We start from the raw sequence: 18,935 nt of genomic DNA, 5'->3' as shown, positions 1-18,935 counted from the left end.
TTAATTTTGACTGCAACGACTCAAAGACTACTGTGACGCAGACACCACAAGGCACGCGGCCTGTAGAGGCGGCATGCACTTGTAGAAATTTTGAGGTGCCGGGAGAGGCGGCCTGGGTAAGGCCGCCGAATCTTCAGCGAGTTGTTGCCAGTTCCTGTTGGACGCTGGCGACAGTGCGAGGCCAAGGTTTACCAGCCTGAACCTTCGCTGGCAAGGCCTTGATGGCGGTAACGGCTGCATCGCGGTTGGCGAAGTTACCGTAGGTGATGACGTAAAGCGGCTTGCCGTTGAGGACTTTCTTGAAATAACGGTACTCGCCGCCCTGCTCTTTCACGAAGTTTTGTGCAGTCGTTTCGGAGCTGGTACCGAGGATCTGCACCACGTAGTTGCTGGTCGGTTGACCGGCGTACCACGTGCCGCCAGCGGCCTTGGCGGCAGGCGCTGGCTTCTCGGCAGGCTTGGCAGCAGCCACAGCGGCTGGCTTGGCTGGCGCGGGAGCCGGCTTCACGGCAGGCGCAGCCGGGGCAGGCTTGGCGGTGGCTACCTGAGTCGGTGCTGGAACCGGTTTAGCGGCTGGCGTCGGCGCAGGGCCTGGCTGAATGCCGGCAGGCGGTGCGACGGTGGTCACGGTTGGCGGTGTCGCGCTGGAACCCTCGACCGGCACGCCATCGTCGCCTTCGGTGATGCCACCGGCCGCTTCAGCCAACGGACCGCGCATGACCGGTTGCGAATTGCCGACCAACGGCAATGGCATCGGCTGCGAGTTGCCGGCGAATTCGACGGAGGGTGCACCGCCGTTAGGCTGTGGCGAACCCTGGCCGAGCGGCAGTTGTGCCTGTTCATTGGCAGGTGCGCCGGTGGTCGGTGCTTTGCTGCGACCCGGCATCAACCAGGCGGCGGCTACCGCGACCACGACTACGGCGGAAATCGCCAATACGTGTTTCTTCGGCATGTTAAACCCCATACTTGGACGCTTCACCGCTGAGCGGCTGGCAATCATGGCTTCGATCATTGCATCGCGGGCGACCTGGTTGATGTTGCCAGGCCAGCCGTCGGAGCTTTCGTGAATATCAGAGATCTGATCCGCGGTGAAAAGTTCGATACCCCGACCGGCGCCTTCGAGGCGCTGATCCAGATATTCGCGGGTTTCTTCTTCGGTGTAAGGCTGCAGTTCGATCACGTGGAAGCGCTCTTCCTCAAGGCTCAGCGCCTCAAGCTGAGCGATCAGCGACGACTCGCCAAACAGGAACACGTGCGGACGACCTTCCGGTGCGCCGGCCGCCAGGGCCATCAGGGCTTCCAGCGCGGACTCGTCGAGTTGCTCGGCGTCATCCACCAGCAAATAGACTTCCTGACCGGTCAGCGCGAGTTGCACCACTTGCGCCAGAATCGCGCCGATCTCAGCCTGTTCGACGTTCAGCGATTGAGCGACCTGGCGCAAGATGCCGGCCGAATCGCCCGCGCCGCGAGCGGATACCACCACGCTCTGCACCGACTGCTTGTTGGTGCTGGCCACCAGAGCCTGGCGCAACAGGGTCTTGCCACTGCCTTGCGGGCCCGTGACCACCAGCAACAACTGGCTATAGCGCGCCAGGTGATGCAGTTGCCCCAGCACCGGTTTGCGCTGGGCCGGGAAAAATTTGAAGCCAGGTACCCGTGGAGCAAAAGGGTCATGACTTAACTGGTAATGGCCGAGGAAAGCCTCGTCGGCATGCAAACTAGTCATCGGGATCTTATTAACCTTTCAGCTGAGCCAGGGCGCGGTAATCCGCTCCCAGCGTGGCCTGTAAAATCTCTTTTGGATAATCGTCGGTCACCACCGCTTCGCCCATGTGGCGCAGCAGCACCAGGCGCAAACGACCGTCGATCACTTTCTTGTCAATTGCCATGTGTTCAAGGAAATCGGCTTCGGTCATCTCTTCAGGCGGGATGACTGGCAGGCCGGCACGCTGGAACAGGCGAATACCGCGATCACGCTCTTGCTCGCTGATCCAGCCCAGGCGCGCCGACATCTCCAAAGCCATTACGGTGCCAGCAGCAACCGCTTCACCATGAAGCCAGACACCATAGCCCATGTGGGTTTCGATGGCGTGGCCGAACGTATGACCGAGGTTCAATGTGGCACGTACACCGGTCTCTTTTTCGTCGGCGCCGACCACTGCAGCCTTGGCGGCGCAGGAGCGTTCGATGGCGTAGGTCAGGGCGACCTGGTCCAGGGCGCGCAGGCGATCAACGTTCTCTTCGAGCCAGGTCAGAAACGGCTCGTCGCAGATCAGTCCGTACTTGATGACTTCAGCCAGGCCAGCGGACAGTTCGCGGGCCGGCAAGGTATTGAGGGTCGCGGTATCGATCAGCACCACGTTCGGCTGATAGAACGCGCCGACCATGTTCTTGCCCATCGGATGGTTGATACCGGTCTTGCCGCCCACCGAAGAGTCGACTTGCGACAGCAACGTGGTCGGCACTTGAATGAAATCAACGCCGCGCTGGTAGCAAGCGGCGGCAAAACCGGCCATGTCACCAATCACGCCGCCACCGAGGGCGATCACGGTGGTGCGGCGGTCGTGCCGTGCGGTCAGCAGGCCGTCGAAAATCAGTTGCAGGGTTTCCCAGGTCTTGAAGGCCTCGCCGTCAGGCAACACCACGGAAATCACCGAGAACTGCGCCAGGCTGCGGGTCAGACGTTCGAGGTAGAGCGGTGCAACGGTCTCGTTGGAGATGATCGCTACTTGCCGTCCGCGAATATGCGGGGCCAGCAGCTCAGGCTGATCCAACAAACCTTCGCCAATGTGAATCGGGTAGCTGCGCTCGCCTAGATCGACCTTGAGTGTCTGCATGTGTCCCCACAGTGAAGATGAATCAGGCGTCCTGCCTTGAGTTATCGAATGTCCACGGCGTCTGCTGGTGTGACGTCGTTCGGTAGCCATCTGCCATAACCTTGAGCGGTCATGACCGGACGCCGAGGATAGCGCATTTCGCGCTGCGCATTAACGGGGCGGTAGCTGCTGCAAGCGTTCGAGGATGTCGAGCACTACCATTCGCGGCGGCCGCTCATCGGTTTCAACCACCAGGTCGGCGATTTCCCGATACAGCGGATCGCGGATCGCCAATAGATCCCGCAGGGTCTTGGCCGGATCGGCGGTGCGCAACAGGGGTCGATTGCGGTCACGGGCAGTTCGGCCCACTTGTTGCTCGACAGAAGCATGCAAGTAGACCACCCGACCACCGGCATGCAGTGCCCGACGATTGGCTTCGCGCATGACTGCGCCGCCACCGGTCGCCAACACCACGCCATCGCAGCCACACAGCTCGGCAATCATCGCCTGCTCGCGGTCACGAAAGCCCGGTTCGCCTTCTTTATCGAAAATCCACGGGATATTGGCGCCCGTGCGCAATTCAATTTCCTTATCGGAATCTTTGAACGGCAGGCGCAGCTCTTTGGCCAGCAACCGGCCGATGGTGCTTTTACCAGCGCCCATCGGTCCAACAAGAATCAAATTTCGCACAGAATCAATGACTCACAGCAATCGCCTGGTTGTTCATGATACGCGGAGTGAGAAATACCAGCAGCTCGGATTTTTTCTCCGAAACCACGTCACGCCGGAAAAGGCGGCCAAGATACGGCACATCGCCGAGAAATGGCACCTTATCTACAACCTTGCTCTGAGTATTTGAGAAAACCCCGCCAATGACGATGGTCTCGCCATCGTTGACCAGGACCTTGGCATTGACCTCGTTTTTCTTGATCGGCGGCACATCCTGCACCTTGTTCAGGTAGTCCGGTTCGTCCTTGGTGACCTTGACCTCCATGATGATCCGGTTGTCCGGGGTGATCTGCGGTGTCACTTCCAGCGACAGCGAGGCTTCCTTGAAAGACACCGACGTCGCGCCACTGGAACTGGCTTCCTGGTAGGGAATCTCCGTGCCCTTGAGAATCTTTGCGGTTTCCTTGTCGGACGTGACCACCTTGGGCTGCGAGACGATTTCGCCGTTGCCGGTTTTCTCCATCGCCGTCAGTTCCAGATCCAGCAACACGTTGTCGGTGATGAAGGCGATGCCGATGCCCGAGGTGCTGCCCGCTGCGCCCATGTCGACAAACGACGAGTTGGTACTGGTGCTTTCCGGTGTGCCGATGGTCCTCCCATCGCTGGCCCCGGACGTATTCCAGTTGCCCTTGTTGCGCACCGAACCGCCCCAGCGCACGCCGAGGCTTTTGTCGTAGTCGACGTTGGCTTCGACGATTCGCGCTTCGATCATCACCTGGCGAACCGGGATGTCCAGTTGCGTGACAATGCGCCGAAGCTCATCGAGGCGATCCTGAGTCTGGTAGGCAATGATGTTGTTGGTACGATCATCCACCGTGATCGACCCCCGCTCGTCGGCTTTCGCCTCGGCGCTGGTCACTGAAGTGAACAGCTTGGCAATGTCCGCAGCCTTGGCGTAGTTGACCTGCAACAGTTCGCGCCGCAGTGGTGCCAGTTCGGAGATCTGCTTCTGCGATTCCAGTTCCTGGCGTTCCCGGGCAGCGATTTCATCGGCCGGCGCCACCAACAGCACGTTGCCGATCTTGCGTTTGTCCAGGCCCTTGGTTTTCAGCACCAGGTCCAGCGCCTGATCCCACGGCACGTTCTGCAACCGCAACGTGATGCCGCCCTGCACGGTGTCGCTGGCCACCAGATTGAGGTTGGTGAAATCGGCGATCAGTTGCAGCACCGAGCGCACGTCGATGTCCTGGAAATTCAGCGAGAGTTTTTCGCCGGTGTAGGCGAAGCGCTCTGCGTTGCGCTTTTGCAGATCGTCGACCGTCATCGGTCGGATACTGACGGTCAGCTTGTTGTCGGTCTGATAGGTCGAATAGTCGAAGGCGCCGCCGGGCTCGATGGTGATGGTTGCCCGGTCACCGGTGGCGACGGCGTTGACGAATTGCACCGGGGTGGCGAAATCCTTGACGTCGAGGCGCACGCGCAACTTTTCGGGCAATTGGGTCCTGGCGAAACCGAGGATGATCTTGCCTTCGTGTTCCTGGATGTCCGGTGCGATGGAAGGATCCGACAGGTCGATGACCACGTTGCCTTCGCCCTGGGTGCCGCGCTGGAAGTCGACGCCGCGAATGGACTTGCTCGAAGGGGCGTAGTTTTTAGCCGGCGCCGGTGTTGCAACCGCAGCGCGAGGCGCCGGTTTCGAGGCCTTGCTGTTGGCCCCCTGCCCGACCACCACCAACAGGTTGTTGCCTTCGACCCTCGCGTTATACGGAGTCAACTGCGTCAGGTTAATGATCAGCCGCGTGCGGTCGTTGGCCTCGACCACTGTGGCACTGCGGGCATTGCCGCCTCCCAGGTCGCGAGTCTTGCTCTTCAACTGACTGACCACGCCGGGCAGGTCCAGCGCAATCCGCGCCGGCTGTTCGGTGGTGTAACCGTCGGGCACCGGTGGCGGCCCATCGAAAGACAACTTCAACTCGACGCGATCACCCGGCAGCGCGGCAACATCCAGCGCTTTGAGGTTGGCCGCCAGCACCATCGGAGACACCAACGCTATCCATAGCGAAATGCCGAGGGTTGAGAAAGTCCTGTTCATTATTCGAGTTCCACTATGAGTGCTCTTTCAAAGGAAGGGTCCGTGGCCGCTCCAGCCAGGCACCCTCGCCATCGGGAACGATTTCGACCACATCGACTTGCGAGCCGCTGATGGCGACGATCCGGCCATCGTTACGCCCCAGGTAATCACCGACTTTCAGCCGATGCACCCCGCCGGCCCCGCGCAACAGCGCGAAGGAGCCGGAGGCATTGGAGATCGTGCCGACCATTTCAAACTGCTCGATGTTGAATCCTTCGAGGTACTGCTTGACCCGATTGAGGTCGGGTTTGACGTTGCGCGAGCCACGCTTCTGGCCCGCAAGATCCACTCTGACCTGCCGGGAAAACGGGCTGCGCAGGTTGACGGCGTTGTAGGTGAACGTTGGGTAAGACCGAAACGTCGGCGTTGGTTCAATTTTGCCCGGGGCCCGCAGGCGCACCTCGTTCATGTAGGCATCCAGGTCACCGACGTCGTTGTCGCTGCCGCACGCGGTCAAGCTGGCGAACAACACCACCATCGATACACAACGAAGCGGGCTCATTTCTGCGCCCCGCTACCGTTGTAGCGATAGGTCTTGGCAAGGATGCTCATGCGCAACTTCGGTCCGCCTTCAGGGCTGGCGGGCGCAATGTCGAAATCATGCAGTGTCACGATCCGGGGCAGGCCGGCCACACCACTGACGAAGGTCGCCAGGTCGTGATAGGCGCCAGTCACCGTGATCTGGATCGGCAATTCGATGTAGAACTGCTGGGTGACTTCCGGCAGCAGTTTGATCTCTTCAAACTCCAGCCCGCTGCCGAGGCCCGTGCGGGTAATGTCCTCCAGCAGACCGGGAACCTCGGTGTCGCTGGGCAATTGCCGCAGCAGCACGCCAAAGGAGGTTTCCATCTCCTTCATTTGCTGGGTGTACAGCTCCAGATTCGCCGCCATGTGGGCTTTGGTCGCGAACTGCTCCTTGAGGGTCGACTCTTCCTCGCGCTTGAGGTTGAGCTGGTCTTCGAGGTCACTGAGGTAAAAGGTGTACCCCAGCGCCAACACCAGCAGCATCAGCAGCCCCCCCACCACAGCCTTGATCGCTGGCGGCCAGGAACCCATGTTGTTGGTGTCCAGATCGCCCAGATCAACATTGCGCAACCCTTCCAGCCATTGGGACGGACTCATTTATCGTCCTCCACGGCAGCGGGTTGTGTCTGACGAACGGTCAGTTGAAAGACATTGGCCTGGTCCAGTTGGCCAGCGGTCGTCGCCTTGACCTCGGTAAGGCTCGGAGCATCGAACCAGTCGGACGCATCCAGATTGCGCATCAGGTCCGACACGCGATTGTTCGACTCCGCCGCTCCAGTGATGGACAAGGTTTTGCCGACCATTTTCACTTCGGTGAAATACACGCCGTCCGGCAACGTGCGCGCCAGTTGATCGAAGATCCGGCCGCTGATCGGCCGGTTGCCTTGCAGGTCCTGGATAATGCGCATGCGCTCGACCAGTTGCTGGCGACGGGCTTTCAGCTCACTGATCTGGGCGATCCGCTCGTCGACCACGGCGATCTGCTTGCCGATGTAGGCGTTACGGGCAGCCTGCCGATCGATGGCGCCGCTGATGAGCTGATCCGCGATCAGTACGCCCCCCACAGAACACAGCAGCACGCCGACCAACGCCAGCAAGAAGCGTTTGCGGCGTTCTTCCCGCAGCTCTTCACGCCAGGGTAAAAGGTTGATCCGCGCCATCAGTCGAAACTCCTGAGGGCGAGCCCGCACGCAATCATCAAGGCCGGCGCATCGCTGGCCAGGGCGCCGGCGTTGACCTTGCTGCTCAGCGCCATGTTGGAGAACGGGTTGGCCACTTGGGTCGGCGTGCCCAGCCGCTGTTCGATCAACCGGTCCAGCCCCGACACCGACGCCGTGCCACCGGCCAGCAGAATGTGATCGACCGCGTTGTACTGGCCAGAGGCAAAGAAGAACTGCAACGAGCGCGAAACCTGTTGCACCAGCGCCTCGCGAAACGGCTGCAGGACTTCGCTGACGTAGTCGTCGGGCAAACCGCCCTGCTTCTTCGCCAGCCCGGCCTGTTCGACCGTCAGGCCATAGCGCCGCTGAATTTCTTCGGTCAGTTGCCGACCGCCGAACAGTTGCTCGCGGGTGTAGATGATCTTGCCGTTGTGCAGCACGCTGAGGGTGGTCATGGTCGCGCCAATGTCCACCACCGCGACCGTCAGGCGCTCCTGGGAGGCGGCCAGTTGTGTCGAGAGCAAGCCGAAGGAGCGTTCCAGCGCGTAAGCCTCGACATCGACCACACGCGCGGTCAGGCCGGCCAGGGCGAGGGCCGCTTCACGGACTTCGACATTTTCCTTGCGACAGGCCGCCAGCAGCACATTGACCCGCTCCGGGTTACGCGCGGACACGCCCTGGACTTCGAAGTCGATGGCGACTTCATCCAAAGGATAGGGAATGTACTGATCGGCTTCGATCTTGAGCTGGTTTTCCATCTCGTCGTCGGAAAGACCGCCGTCCATCTCGATGGTCTTGGTGATCACCGCCGAGCCGGCCACTGCCACCGCCACGCTCTTGAGGCTGGTTCTGGCCTTGAGCAGCACACGAGAGAGCGCCTGCCCGACACCCTCGAGCTCAGCGATGTTTTTTTCGACTACCGCATTGGCCGGTAACGGCTCTACTGCGTAGGCCTCGACCCGATAACGGTCACCCTGACGACTCAGTTCCAGAAGCTTTACCGACGTGGAACTGATGTCTATCCCCAACAGCGCGTTGGCTTTTTTATTGAAGAGTCCTAGCACTACCCATTCCCTATGACTATCCGTGTCTTACGGACTCTGTAATATCCGTTGCGTTCATTACCTCCCGTCTTGACAGAAGCGCCAATGACGCTCCCCGCGGAAAAATGCTTATAATGCCCAGCGTTTTTTTCCGGTTTTTACTTCAAGCGCGGGTTGTTCCCTGTTTATCCGAACCCTGATGCCTCATTCATTCTTTGCCCTGGATGTCCAAAAGCCTTGATTCGTCTGCTGAAATTTTTCGGTTGGTCCATCGTCGCCGTTTTCTGCGGACTGCTTCTGGGTCTCAGTGGCGCCTTCCTTTACCTTAGTCCCGGATTGCCGTCCGTGGAGGCGCTGAGAAGCATCCAGTTGCAGATTCCTTTGCGGGTCTACAGCAGCGATAACAAGTTGATCGCAGAATTTGGCGAAATGCGTCGTACACCGATCCGTTTCGCCGACATTCCGCCCAATTTCATTAATGCGTTACTAAGTGCTGAAGACGACAATTTCGCCAACCACTACGGTGTCGATCCCAGCAGCCTGATGCGTGCCGCGACCCAGCTGGTCAAAAGCGGACACATTCAGTCCGGCGGCAGCACCATCACCATGCAGGTGGCGAAGAACTTCTTCCTGACCAGCGAACGCAGCTTCTCGCGCAAAACCACCGAAATTCTCCTGGCCTTGCAGATCGAACGGCAGCTGACCAAGGACGAGATCCTTGAGCTGTACGTCAACAAGATCTACCTGGGCAACCGCGCCTACGGCATCGAAGCCGCCGCGCAGGTTTACTACGGCAAATCGATTCGTGACGTCAGCCTCGCCCAGATGGCGATGATCGCCGGCTTGCCAAAAGCCCCGTCGCGCTTCAACCCGCTGGCCAACCCGGCCCGCAGCAAAGAGCGCCGCGACTGGATTCTGGGGCGCATGTACAAGCTCGGGAAAATCACCGAAGCCGACTACACCACGGCGATCAACGAACCGCTGAACGCCAGCTATCACGTGCCGACGCCGGAAGTGAATGCACCGTACATCGCTGAAATGGCCCGGGCCGAAATGGTCGGGCGTTATGGCAGCGACGCCTACACCGAAGGTTTCCGCGTGACCACGACCGTGCCGAGCAATCTGCAGGAAATGGCCAACACCGCGGTTCACGAAGGCTTGATGACGTATGACCAGCGCCATGGTTATCGCGGCCCCGAGTCGCGCCTGCCGGGCAAGACGCGCGAAGCCTGGGCCACCGAACTGACCAAGCAACGCACCATCAGCAGCCTTGAACCCGCCATCGTGACTCAGGTCGACAAGAATGGCCTGCAAGTGATGACCCGCACCGGTGACGAACACGTCGGCTGGGACAGCATGAAGTGGGCACGTCCGTTCCTGAACACCAACAGCATGGGCGCCAATCCAAAGCAGCCTGCGGATGTCGCGCAAGTCGGCGATCTGATTCGCGTGCAGCGTCAGCCGGACAACTCGCTGAAATTCAGCCAGATCCCGCAGGCGCAAGGCGCATTGGTGTCGCTTGATCCGCAGAACGGCGCCATTCGTTCGCTGGTTGGCGGTTTTGCCTTCGAGCAGAGCAACTACAACCGTGCCTTGCAGGCCAAGCGCCAGCCAGGCTCGAGCTTCAAACCGTTCGTCTACAGTGCGGCGCTGGATAACGGCTACACCGCCTCCAGCCTGGTGAACGACGCGCCGATCGTGTTTGTCGACGAATACCTGGACAAGGTCTGGCGTCCGAAGAACGACACCAACACCTTCCTCGGTCCGATCCGCCTGCGCGAGGCGCTGTACAAGTCGCGTAACCTGGTGTCGATCCGCTTGCTGCAAGCGATGGGCGTCGGCAAGACGATCGACTACATCACCCGCTTTGGCTTCAACAAGCAGGACCTGCCGCCCAACCTGTCGCTGGCACTAGGCACCGCGACCCTGACGCCGATGGAGATCGCCACGGGCTGGAGCACCTTCGCCAACGGCGGCTTCAAGATCACCCCGTACATCATCGACAAGATCGAGAGCCGCAACGGCGACACGCTGTTCGTCGCCAACCCGCCGAGCGTTCCTCAGGGCGATGCAGCGACCAGCGGCATTGCTGCTCCGGCCGCACAGACGTTTACGGTCAACGCGACACCGGGTGAGGCGCCAGCCGCGCCGGGCACTGCACCGCAAACACCGGCGGTGGCCGAACGCATCGTCGATGGCCGCACGACTTACATCCTCAACAGCATGTTGGAGGACGTGATCAAGCTCGGTACCGGCCGTCGTGCGCTGGCCCTGGGACGTGGCGACATTGCGGGCAAGACCGGTACGACCAACGAATCCAAGGATGCGTGGTTCTCCGGCTATAACGCCGATTACGTGACCACTGTCTGGACCGGTTTCGACCAGCCAGAAAGCCTCGGTCGCAAGGAGTTCGGCGGCACCGTCGCGCTGCCAATCTGGATGAACTACATGGGCGCCGCCCTCAAAGACAAGCCGCCGCATACGCAGCCAGAGCCGGAAGGCATCCTGAGCCTGCGAGTCGACCCGGTCAGCGGTCGTGCCGCCAGCCCGGGCACGCCAGGCGCGTACTTTGAACTGTTCAAGGCCGAAGACACGCCACCGTCGGTGAATGAGCTGGGTAACGGCACAGCGCCGGGCAGCCCGCTACCAGCGGATGAAGCGGCACCGATCGATTTGTTCTGATCGGGTAGCGCAACGCAAAAGCCCCGCCTTCGAGAGAAGCGCGGGGCTTTTTTGTATCTGTAACTTCTACACCGTCTGTAACGGCCTCTTCGTCGGAACGCCGCCCACAACCCCGCAGACATAAAAAAGCCCCGACTCATACGAGCCGGGGCTTTTGGGTTGAAGCGCTACAACGGCTTAGCCGTTGAACACGTCATCCACGCTTTTCAGCGGGTAGTTCTTCGGATACGGCAGGGTCGCTACGCCGGTCTCGATGGCGGCTTTAGCCACAGCATCAGAGATCAGGGTAATCAAGCGGGCATCCATTGGTTTCGGAATGATGTACTCACGACCGAATTCCAGCTTGATACCGCCGTAGGCGTCGCACACTTCCTGAGGAACCGGCAGCTTGGCCAGTTCACGCAGGGCATTGGCCGCCGCTACTTTCATTTCTTCGTTGATGCGCTTGGCGCGAACGTCCAGGGCACCACGGAAGATGAACGGGAAGCCCAGAACGTTGTTGACCTGGTTCGGGTAGTCTGAACGGCCGGTGGCCATGATCACGTCGTCACGGGTGGCGTGAGCCAGTTCCGGGGAGATTTCCGGATCCGGGTTGGAGCACGCGAACACGATCGGGTTAGGCGCCATCGACAGCAGGCCTTCAGCGCTCAGCAGGTTCGGGCCGGACAGGCCGACGAACACGTCTGCGCCTTGCAGGGCATCTGCCAGGGTGCGTTTTTCAGTCGCGTGAGCGAAGACAGCCTTGTACTGGTTCAGGTCGTCACGGCCGGAGTGGATCACGCCGGTACGGTCAACCATGAAGATGTTTTCGATGTTGGCGCCCATGCTTACCAGCAATTTCATGCAGGAGATGGCGGCCGCACCGGCGCCCAGGCAGACGATCTTGGCGTCAGCGAGGGTTTTGCCAGCAATTTCCAGGGCGTTGATCATGCCGGCCGCGGTTACGATCGCGGTGCCGTGCTGGTCATCGTGGAACACTGGAATGTCGCACTGCTCGATCAGAGCGCGTTCGATCTCAAAGCACTCAGGTGCCTTGATGTCTTCCAGGTTGATGCCACCGAAGGTGATGGAGATGCGCTTGACGGTGTCGATGAAGGCTTGCGGGCTTTCGGAGTCGACTTCGATGTCGAAAACGTCGATGCCGGCGAAGCGCTTGAACAGCACGCCTTTACCTTCCATCACAGGCTTGGAAGCCAGTGGGCCGAGGTTACCCAGGCCGAGAATCGCGGTGCCATCGGAAATGACTGCAACCAGGTTGCCTTTGCCGGTGTATTTGTAGGCCAGTTCAGGATCGCGGGCGATTTCGCGTACTGGTTCGGCTACGCCGGGGCTGTAGGCCAGCGACAGGTCGCGGGCGGTAGCGGTGGCCTTGGTGAGCTCGACGCTCAGCTTACCTGGACGAGGATGGGCATGATATTCGAGAGCGGCAGTTTTCAAATCAGACATGGGGGCATTCCGCTTTTACTGTTGGACAGACTGGTCAGCGAGGATACGCGCCTCGCAAAATCCCCACAAGACTGACCGGTCACCCCTGTCAAGCGCCCTGCCCTACGACTTTGGGCCAAGAGCCGCGGAACACAAGGGATAGACTGTTCACAATTGACAGTAAAAATGTCTACAATTTTTTCTTATCGCGCAATTTGCAGCATCGACGGATCGGTGAGCGGCAGAAGCCAGCGCGCCTGACCGGGTTTCAAGCCGCCGCGACGGGAACGGTCCAGCACCCAGCCTCGCGCCTCGATCTGCCTGCCTTCCAGGTTTTCCAGCGCCGGAACATCGAACTGCCCGAGCAGATTGGGTGCAACACGCAATACAACTGAATCCTGCAACTCGATCCAAACCCCGCCGCGATTGCGCTGAACCTTGCTCACACGACCGTTGAGCACAGCGAAACCGGACGCGTTGATCTGCTCCGCTTTCAGTACAGGAGATTGCCGCCAAACCCCAAGCCCGGCCTGTCGGGCACTGTGTTCGGCAGCTTGCTGGCAACCGACCAGATCGACATTGGGGGCGACCGCCACCTGAAAGCCGAGGCCTTCGGCGAGCATCTGCGCCTCAAGGTTGGCACCGTTGGCGCCATAGACATGGGCCAGCGTGCGGCCGTAGTGATCTTTGCCTTCTTTACCCGGCAGCAAACCGACCCTTGCATCGCTGGCTGCTACCAGCGCTTCAAGCCGTTTGCGCGCGACCACGGCAAACGGCTCGTCGGAACGGCCCTGCTTGCCCAGCTCAGGCGTATTCAAGCCGATCATGCGCACACTGCGGCCATCGCTCAGGCGCAAGGTGTCGCCATCCACTACCCGCTGCACGGTGACCGACTCCAGCCCGCTCGGCGTCGGGCAGAATGCCTGGGCGCCGGAAAGCCAAATCGCGGACACAAAAAAGGCGCCCGCGAGGGACGCCTTTTTCAACAGCAAGGAAAAGCCCATCGGGCCCTTCAACCTTACTCTGCAGCAGCTGGAGCTTTCTTGCCGAAAGCGCCAAAACGGTCTGCGAAGCGCTGTACACGACCGCCAGTATCCAGAGTCTTCTGCTTACCGGTGTAGAACGGGTGGCACTCGTTGCATACGTCGATCGCCAGAGGCTTGGCCAGGTTCGAACGAGTTTCGAACTTGTTGCCACAGCTGCAGGTAACTGCGGTGACTTCGTATGTTGGATGGATATCGGCTTTCATGATGATTCCTCAGGCTAGCGTGCCGCCACTCAACACTATTGTTGAATACCGCACGTAATTAGGCCGCGGATTCTACCAGACCTTTGCAATCGCGCAAGCTGTCCCTTCTACCGACCGTCTGCTAGGCTCCCGACCCTGAACGCCGTCCCTGTGGGAGCGAGCCTGCTCGCGAATGTGGTGTGTCAGACGACGAAAATGTTGACTGATATACCGCATTCGCGAGCAGGCTCGCTCCCACAGGTCGTAGACCTGCTGGTTATTTTCCGCTGATCGAGATCCCCCCGCGTGCCCGACGCCATTTTGCGCCTCGCCCTGCCTTCGCCGCTGCGCCGCCTGTTCGATTACCGTGCCCCGGCCGGAGTCCTGCGCGCCCAGTTGCAACCGGGCATGCGCCTGCGGGTGCCGTTCGGTCGGCGGGAAATGATCGGGATTCTGGTGGAGATCACCGACACCAGCGAAGTGCCGGTGGAAAAGCTCAAGCCGGCGCTGGCCCTGCTCGACGCCACGCCGCCACTGCCGCCCGCATTATTCAAGCTGTGCCTGTGGACGTCCCAGTATTACCAGCACAGCCTCGGCGACACCTTGAGTTGGGCGCTGCCGGTGTTGTTGCGTCAGGGCGAACTGGCCGAAGCGCGCCAGGAGCGCTTCTGGTCCGCCGCGCCGGGTGCCAGCCTTGATGATCCGCGCATTGCCCGCGCGCCACGCCAGCGCGAAGCCTTGGCGACACTGGCCCAGCATCCCCACGGCGTTGCTCATCAATTGCTGAGCAAACTGATGCTGAGCAAGGACAGCCTGGACTTGTTGCTGGCCAAAGACCTGGTCCAGGTAGAAATCCGCAAACACGCCCCCGGCGCGCGTCACGAGCACTGGCTGGCGCAGCCGGAACTGCCACTCAACCCGGAACAACGCGCCGCCTATGAAGCGATTCGCGCCGGGTTCGACAGCTATCACGCATTTCTGCTGGCCGGCGTCACCGGCAGCGGCAAGACCGAAGTCTATTTACAGCTGATCCGCGAAACCCTCGAAGCCGGCAAGCAGGCGCTGGTGCTGATCCCGGAGATCAACCTCGGCCCGCAGACCCTGGCGCGTTTCGAGCAACGCTTCAATGCACGCATCGCGCTGATTCACTCGGCGGTTAACGACCGCGAACGCCTCGAAGCCTGGCTTGCCGCGCGGGACGGTGACGCCGACATCATTATCGGCACCCGCTCGGCGCTGTTCACGCCGATGAAAAACCCCGGCCTGATCATCATCGATGAAGAGCACGACGGTTCCTATAAACAGCAGGAAGGCTTGCGTTACCACGCCCGCGACCTGGCACTGGTCCGCGCCCGGCAGGAAAACATCCCGATTGTCCTCGGCTCCGCCACGCCGTCGCTGGAAAGCCTGCACAACGCCTACACCGGTCGTTACGGCCTCCTGCGGCTGAACGAGCGAGCGGGCGGCGCCAAGCAGCCACGCTTCCTGCGCCTGGATGTAAAAAGCCGTCCGCTGGACAGCGGCATTTCCGGGCCGATGCAGCAAGCCATCGGCCAAACACTGGCCGCCGGTCAGCAAGTGTTGGTGTTCCTCAATCGTCGCGGTTTTGCGCCGACGCTGTTGTGTCATGACTGCGGCTGGATGTCCGAATGCCAACGCTGCGATGCGCGGATGACTGTGCACCAGCGCTCCGGCGAGTTGCGCTGCCATCACTGCGGCTATGTCGAACGCGTGCCACGGCGCTGCCCGAAATGCAGCAAAGTCGATTTGCGCCCGGTAGGCGCCGGCACCGAGCGCGCCGAGGAGCGGCTGGCGATTCTGTTCCCGGACGTACCGGTGTTGCGGGTCGACCGTGACAGTACGTCGCGCAAGGACGCGATGAATCAGCTGTTCGCCACCATTCAGAAAGGCCAGCCGTGCATTTTGGTCGGCACGCAAATGCTCGCCAAAGGGCATCACTTTCCACGGGTGACGCTGGTGTCGATTCTCGACGCCGACGGCGGGCTGTTCTCCGGCGACTTCCGCGCCAGCGAGCGCATGGCGCAGTTGATTGTTCAGGTGGCCGGGCGCGCCGGACGGGCCGAAGAGCCGGGCAGAGTGATTATCCAGACGCACCTGGCGGACCATCCGCTGCTGGTGCAACTGACCGAGCAAGGGTATTTCGCCTTTGCCGAACAGGCGTTGAGCGAACGCCGCTCCGCTGGACTGCCACCGTTTGCGCATTTGGCGCTGCTGCGGGCTGAAGCGCACAAACCGGGGCAGGCTGAAGGCTTCCTGGATGAAGCGTGTAGCGAGGCCGAACGTTTGCTGGCCGAGCAGAATCTGGGCGGGATCGAGTTGTTGGGGCCAGTGCCCGCGCCGATGGAGCGTCGCGCCGGGCGTTATCGCGCGCAATTGTTGTTGCAGGCCACGGCTCGGGCGCCGCTGCATCGGTTGTTGAGCAGTTGGTTGCTGGTGCTGGAGCAGATGCCGAGCGGGCGGGCGGTGCGTTGGTCGCTGGATGTCGATCCGGTGGATTTGTATTGAGTTAGAGACCGCTTTCGCGAGCAGGCTCCGTGCGGCGTTCCAACGAAGGCTGACTATTTGTCACCACATATCCATAACCTGCCCGCTATAGTTGGCAAGCCCGTCTTCGCAACGGATAATGCCCAGTTTTTCCACCAGCGCATCGAAGCGCGCACCGCGCTTGCGGTCGAAAGAGACCACCATGAAAGACACCATTCGCCAGCTGATCCAACAAGCCATCACCCAACTCGTCAACGAAGGTGTGTTGCCTGAAGGCCTGTCGCCGGCGATCCAGGTGGAAAACTCCCGAGACAAGAAGAACGGCGACTTCGCCAGCAACATCGCCATGATGCTGGCCAAACCGGCCGGCATGAAGCCGCGTGACCTGGCCGAAAAGATCATCGCTGCACTGCCGGCTGATGAAAACGTCAGCAAGACCGAAATCGCCGGCCCGGGCTTCCTGAACTTCTTCCAGAACACCGATGCCCTGGCCACTCGCCTCGACGCCGCCCTGGCCGACGCACACATCGGCGTGCGCAAGGCCGGCCCGGTGCAACGCACGGTGGTCGACCTGTCGGCACCGAACCTCGCCAAAGAAATGCACGTCGGCCATTTGCGCTCGACGATCATCGGTGACGGCGTGGCGCGCGTTCTGGAGTTCCTCGGCGACGAAGTGATCCGTCAGAACCACGTGGGCGACTGGGGCACCCAGTTCGGCATGCTGATGGCGTACCTGCAGGAAAACCCGATCACCAGCGACGAGCTGTCGGACCTGGAAAACTTCTACCGTGCGGCCAAGCAGCGCTTCGACGAATCCGAAGAGTTTGCCGATCGTGCCCGTGGCCTGGTGGTCAAGCTGCAAGCCGGCGACCCGGACTGCCTGGCGCTGTGGACCAAGTTCAAGGACATCTCGCTGTCGCACTGCCAGAAAATCTACGAACTGCTGAACGTCAAACTGACCATGGCCGACGTGATGGGCGAAAGTGCCTACAACGACGACCTGATCAACGTGGTCAACGACCTCAAGGCCGCCGGCATGCTGGTCGAGAGCAATGGCGCCCAGTGCGTGTTCCTCGATGAGTTCAAGAACGCCGACGGCGACCCGCTGCCGGTGATCATCGTCAAGGCTGACGGTGGCTACCTCTACGCCACCACCGACCTGGCGGCCGTGCGTTATCGCAGCGGCAAGCTCAAGGCTGATCGCGCGCTGTACTTCGTCGACCAGCGCCAGGCCCTGCACTTCCAGCAAGTGTTCGCCGTGGCGCGCAAGGCCGGCTTCGTGACGCACCCGATGGAAATGGAACACATGGGCTTCGGCACCATGAACGGTAAAGATGGCCGTCCGTTCAAGACCCGTGACGGCGGCACCGTGAAGCTGATCGACTTGCTGACCGAAGCCCAGGAACGCGCCTACACCCTGGTGAAGGACAAGAATCCAGAGCTGGCTGACGACGAATTGCGCAACATCGCCAAGGTGGTGGGCATTGGCGCGGTGAAATACGCCGACCTGTCCAAGCACCGCACCAGCGACTACAGCTTCAACTTCGACCTGATGCTCAATTTCGAAGGCAACACTGCGCCGTACTTGCTGTACGCCTACACCCGTGTTGCCGGCGTGTTCCGCAAACTGGGCAAGGACTTCACGGAAGTCGAAGGCCAGATCGTGCTGGACGCGGAGCACGAACTCGAACTGGCGGCCAAACTGGCGCAGTTCGGTGAAATCCTCAACAACGTCTCCGACAAAGGCACGCCGCACATCCTCTGCACCTACCTGTACGATGTGGCCGGCCTGTTCTCCAGTTTCTACGAGAACTGCCCGATCCTCAGCGCCGACACCCCGGCGCAAATGCAAAGCCGTCTGCGCCTCGCCGCGCTGACCGGCCGCACTCTCAAGCAAGGCCTGGAACTCTTGGGTCTGGAAACTCTGGAGCGTATGTAAGTTGGCTGCCAAGAAAAAACCTGCACCCAAGCGTGGCGCCAGCCGTTACCAAGCTCCTGCAAAACAGCCGATCCCGGGCTGGCTGTGGATGGCCATCGGCCTGACGGTCGGCGCGTTCATCGTTTTCCTGATGAAGCTGGAACCCGGCAAGGGCAGCGACACGGTCAAGCGCGAGAAGGTGGAACAGCAACAGAAAGCCAAGATCGCCGAGGCCAACAAGACCCCGCCGAGCCCGACGCAACCGGTGAAGCCGAAGTACGACTTCTACACCTTGCTGCCGGAATCGGAAGTGATCGTGCCGCCGGATGCCGTGCCGGAGAAAACCCTGCCAACGCCACAAGTGCCGGCCATTCCGACCACGCCGGTGACACCGGCCGAAGCAGCGAAGATCGACACGGCGCGCGCACAGGCCGCTCTGGCCGGGATTACGCCGCCACCGGCGCCACCCGTCACCAAAGCGGCGCCCGTGACCAAGTTCTTCCTGCAGGCCGGTTCGTTCCGCAAGGAGACTGATGCAGACAAGGTTCGCGCGCAGATCATTCTGCTGGGGCAGGCGGTGGCGGTTGAGTCCGGCACGGTGAAGGATGAGACGTGGTATCGCGTGTTGGTCGGGCCGTTCAGCAATCGCGAACAGCTGACCACGGCACAGAAACAATTGGCCGGCGCAGGGTTTAGCAACCTGTTGTTACAACAACGCCAAAGCCGCTGAGTCCATTAGCAATACCGAGTCATCGTTCTTCGCGAGCCGGCTCGCTCCCACAGGGTTAGCGTAAATCCTGTGGGAGCGAGCCTGCTCGCGAAGGCGTCCTCAT

16 protein-coding genes are annotated in these 18,935 nt (G+C 60.8%); 4 read left to right on the top strand and 12 right to left on the bottom strand.

Annotated features, from left to right (window positions below; all coding sequences use genetic code 11):
- Positions 1-133: 133 nt before the first annotated feature.
- The 8 genes from AC07N8_RS13135 to AC07N8_RS13100 form a co-directional block, all read right to left on the bottom strand.
- On the bottom strand, positions 134-1,726 hold the full coding sequence (locus AC07N8_RS13135) for an SPOR domain-containing protein (protein WP_310266645.1): 1,593 nt from the start codon (positions 1,724-1,726) through the stop codon (positions 134-136).
- A 10-nt stretch (positions 1,727-1,736) separates the two neighbouring features.
- Positions 1,737-2,837, bottom strand: coding sequence for a 3-dehydroquinate synthase (gene aroB, locus AC07N8_RS13130; RefSeq protein WP_483841005.1), 1,101 nt, complete (start codon positions 2,835-2,837; stop codon positions 1,737-1,739).
- A 150-nt stretch (positions 2,838-2,987) separates the two neighbouring features.
- Entirely contained in the window at positions 2,988-3,506 is a 519-nt protein-coding gene (gene aroK / locus AC07N8_RS13125; protein WP_027922095.1) for a shikimate kinase AroK, read from the bottom strand.
- A gap of 4 nt (positions 3,507-3,510) precedes the next feature.
- Positions 3,511-5,577: a type IV pilus secretin PilQ gene (locus AC07N8_RS13120; protein ID WP_483841004.1), complete on the bottom strand. Its 2,067-nt coding sequence runs from the start codon at positions 5,575-5,577 to the stop codon at positions 3,511-3,513.
- A gap of 13 nt (positions 5,578-5,590) precedes the next feature.
- Entirely contained in the window at positions 5,591-6,118 is a 528-nt protein-coding gene (locus AC07N8_RS13115; protein ID WP_483841003.1) for a pilus assembly protein PilP, read from the bottom strand.
- Positions 6,115-6,738: a type 4a pilus biogenesis protein PilO gene (gene pilO / locus AC07N8_RS13110; RefSeq protein ID WP_493143934.1), complete on the bottom strand. Its 624-nt coding sequence runs from the start codon at positions 6,736-6,738 to the stop codon at positions 6,115-6,117. The genes AC07N8_RS13115 and pilO overlap by 4 nt, the downstream gene beginning before the upstream one ends.
- Positions 6,735-7,301, bottom strand: coding sequence for a PilN domain-containing protein (locus tag AC07N8_RS13105; protein WP_493143932.1), 567 nt, complete (start codon positions 7,299-7,301; stop codon positions 6,735-6,737). The genes pilO and AC07N8_RS13105 overlap by 4 nt, the downstream gene beginning before the upstream one ends.
- Positions 7,301-8,365: a pilus assembly protein PilM gene (locus AC07N8_RS13100; protein ID WP_493143930.1), complete on the bottom strand. Its 1,065-nt coding sequence runs from the start codon at positions 8,363-8,365 to the stop codon at positions 7,301-7,303. Before AC07N8_RS13100 ends, AC07N8_RS13105 begins: the two co-directional genes overlap by 1 nt.
- 219 nt (positions 8,366-8,584) lie before the next feature.
- Between AC07N8_RS13100 and AC07N8_RS13095 the strand changes: the two genes are divergently transcribed.
- Positions 8,585-11,026, top strand: a complete 2,442-nt coding sequence (locus AC07N8_RS13095; RefSeq protein WP_483841187.1) for a penicillin-binding protein 1A — start codon at positions 8,585-8,587, stop codon at positions 11,024-11,026.
- A gap of 177 nt (positions 11,027-11,203) precedes the next feature.
- On the opposite strand, the gene AC07N8_RS13090 is transcribed toward AC07N8_RS13095, so the two are convergent.
- The 3 genes from AC07N8_RS13090 to rpmE all read right to left on the bottom strand — a co-directional run bounded on the left by AC07N8_RS13090 (position 11,204) and on the right by rpmE (position 13,700).
- Entirely contained in the window at positions 11,204-12,472 is a 1,269-nt protein-coding gene (locus AC07N8_RS13090) for a malic enzyme-like NAD(P)-binding protein (RefSeq protein WP_483840999.1), read from the bottom strand.
- 182 nt (positions 12,473-12,654) lie between these two features.
- On the bottom strand, positions 12,655-13,455 hold the full coding sequence (locus tag AC07N8_RS13085) for a thermonuclease family protein (protein WP_493143927.1): 801 nt from the start codon (positions 13,453-13,455) through the stop codon (positions 12,655-12,657).
- A gap of 14 nt (positions 13,456-13,469) precedes the next feature.
- Positions 13,470-13,700, bottom strand: a complete 231-nt coding sequence (rpmE, locus tag AC07N8_RS13080) for a 50S ribosomal protein L31 (protein WP_059181778.1) — start codon at positions 13,698-13,700, stop codon at positions 13,470-13,472.
- A 285-nt stretch (positions 13,701-13,985) separates the two neighbouring features.
- On the opposite strand from rpmE, the gene AC07N8_RS13075 reads away from it, so the two are divergent.
- On the top strand, positions 13,986-16,205 hold the full coding sequence (locus AC07N8_RS13075) for a primosomal protein N' (protein WP_493143925.1): 2,220 nt from the start codon (positions 13,986-13,988) through the stop codon (positions 16,203-16,205).
- 60 nt (positions 16,206-16,265) lie between these two features.
- Here AC07N8_RS13075 and AC07N8_RS13070 read toward each other — a convergent pair whose 3' ends face one another.
- Positions 16,266-16,388 carry a hypothetical protein gene (locus tag AC07N8_RS13070; protein ID WP_256218298.1) on the bottom strand — a complete coding sequence of 41 codons (123 nt, stop codon included), beginning with the start codon at positions 16,386-16,388 and terminating at the stop codon, positions 16,266-16,268.
- Here AC07N8_RS13070 and argS point away from each other — a divergent pair.
- Entirely contained in the window at positions 16,387-18,123 is a 1,737-nt protein-coding gene (argS, locus tag AC07N8_RS13065; RefSeq protein WP_493143922.1) for an arginine--tRNA ligase, read from the top strand. The genes AC07N8_RS13070 and argS overlap by 2 nt on opposite strands.
- A gap of 1 nt (position 18,124) precedes the next feature.
- Positions 18,125-18,832, top strand: coding sequence for an SPOR domain-containing protein (locus AC07N8_RS13060; protein ID WP_123435494.1), 708 nt, complete (start codon positions 18,125-18,127; stop codon positions 18,830-18,832).
- Positions 18,833-18,935 lie beyond the last annotated feature (103 nt).

The organism is Pseudomonas sp. GW821-FHT10C09, assembly GCF_059415465.1.
The sequence above is the reverse complement of the archived record's forward strand: the minus strand, read 5'-3'. Positions and strand labels throughout refer to the sequence as shown.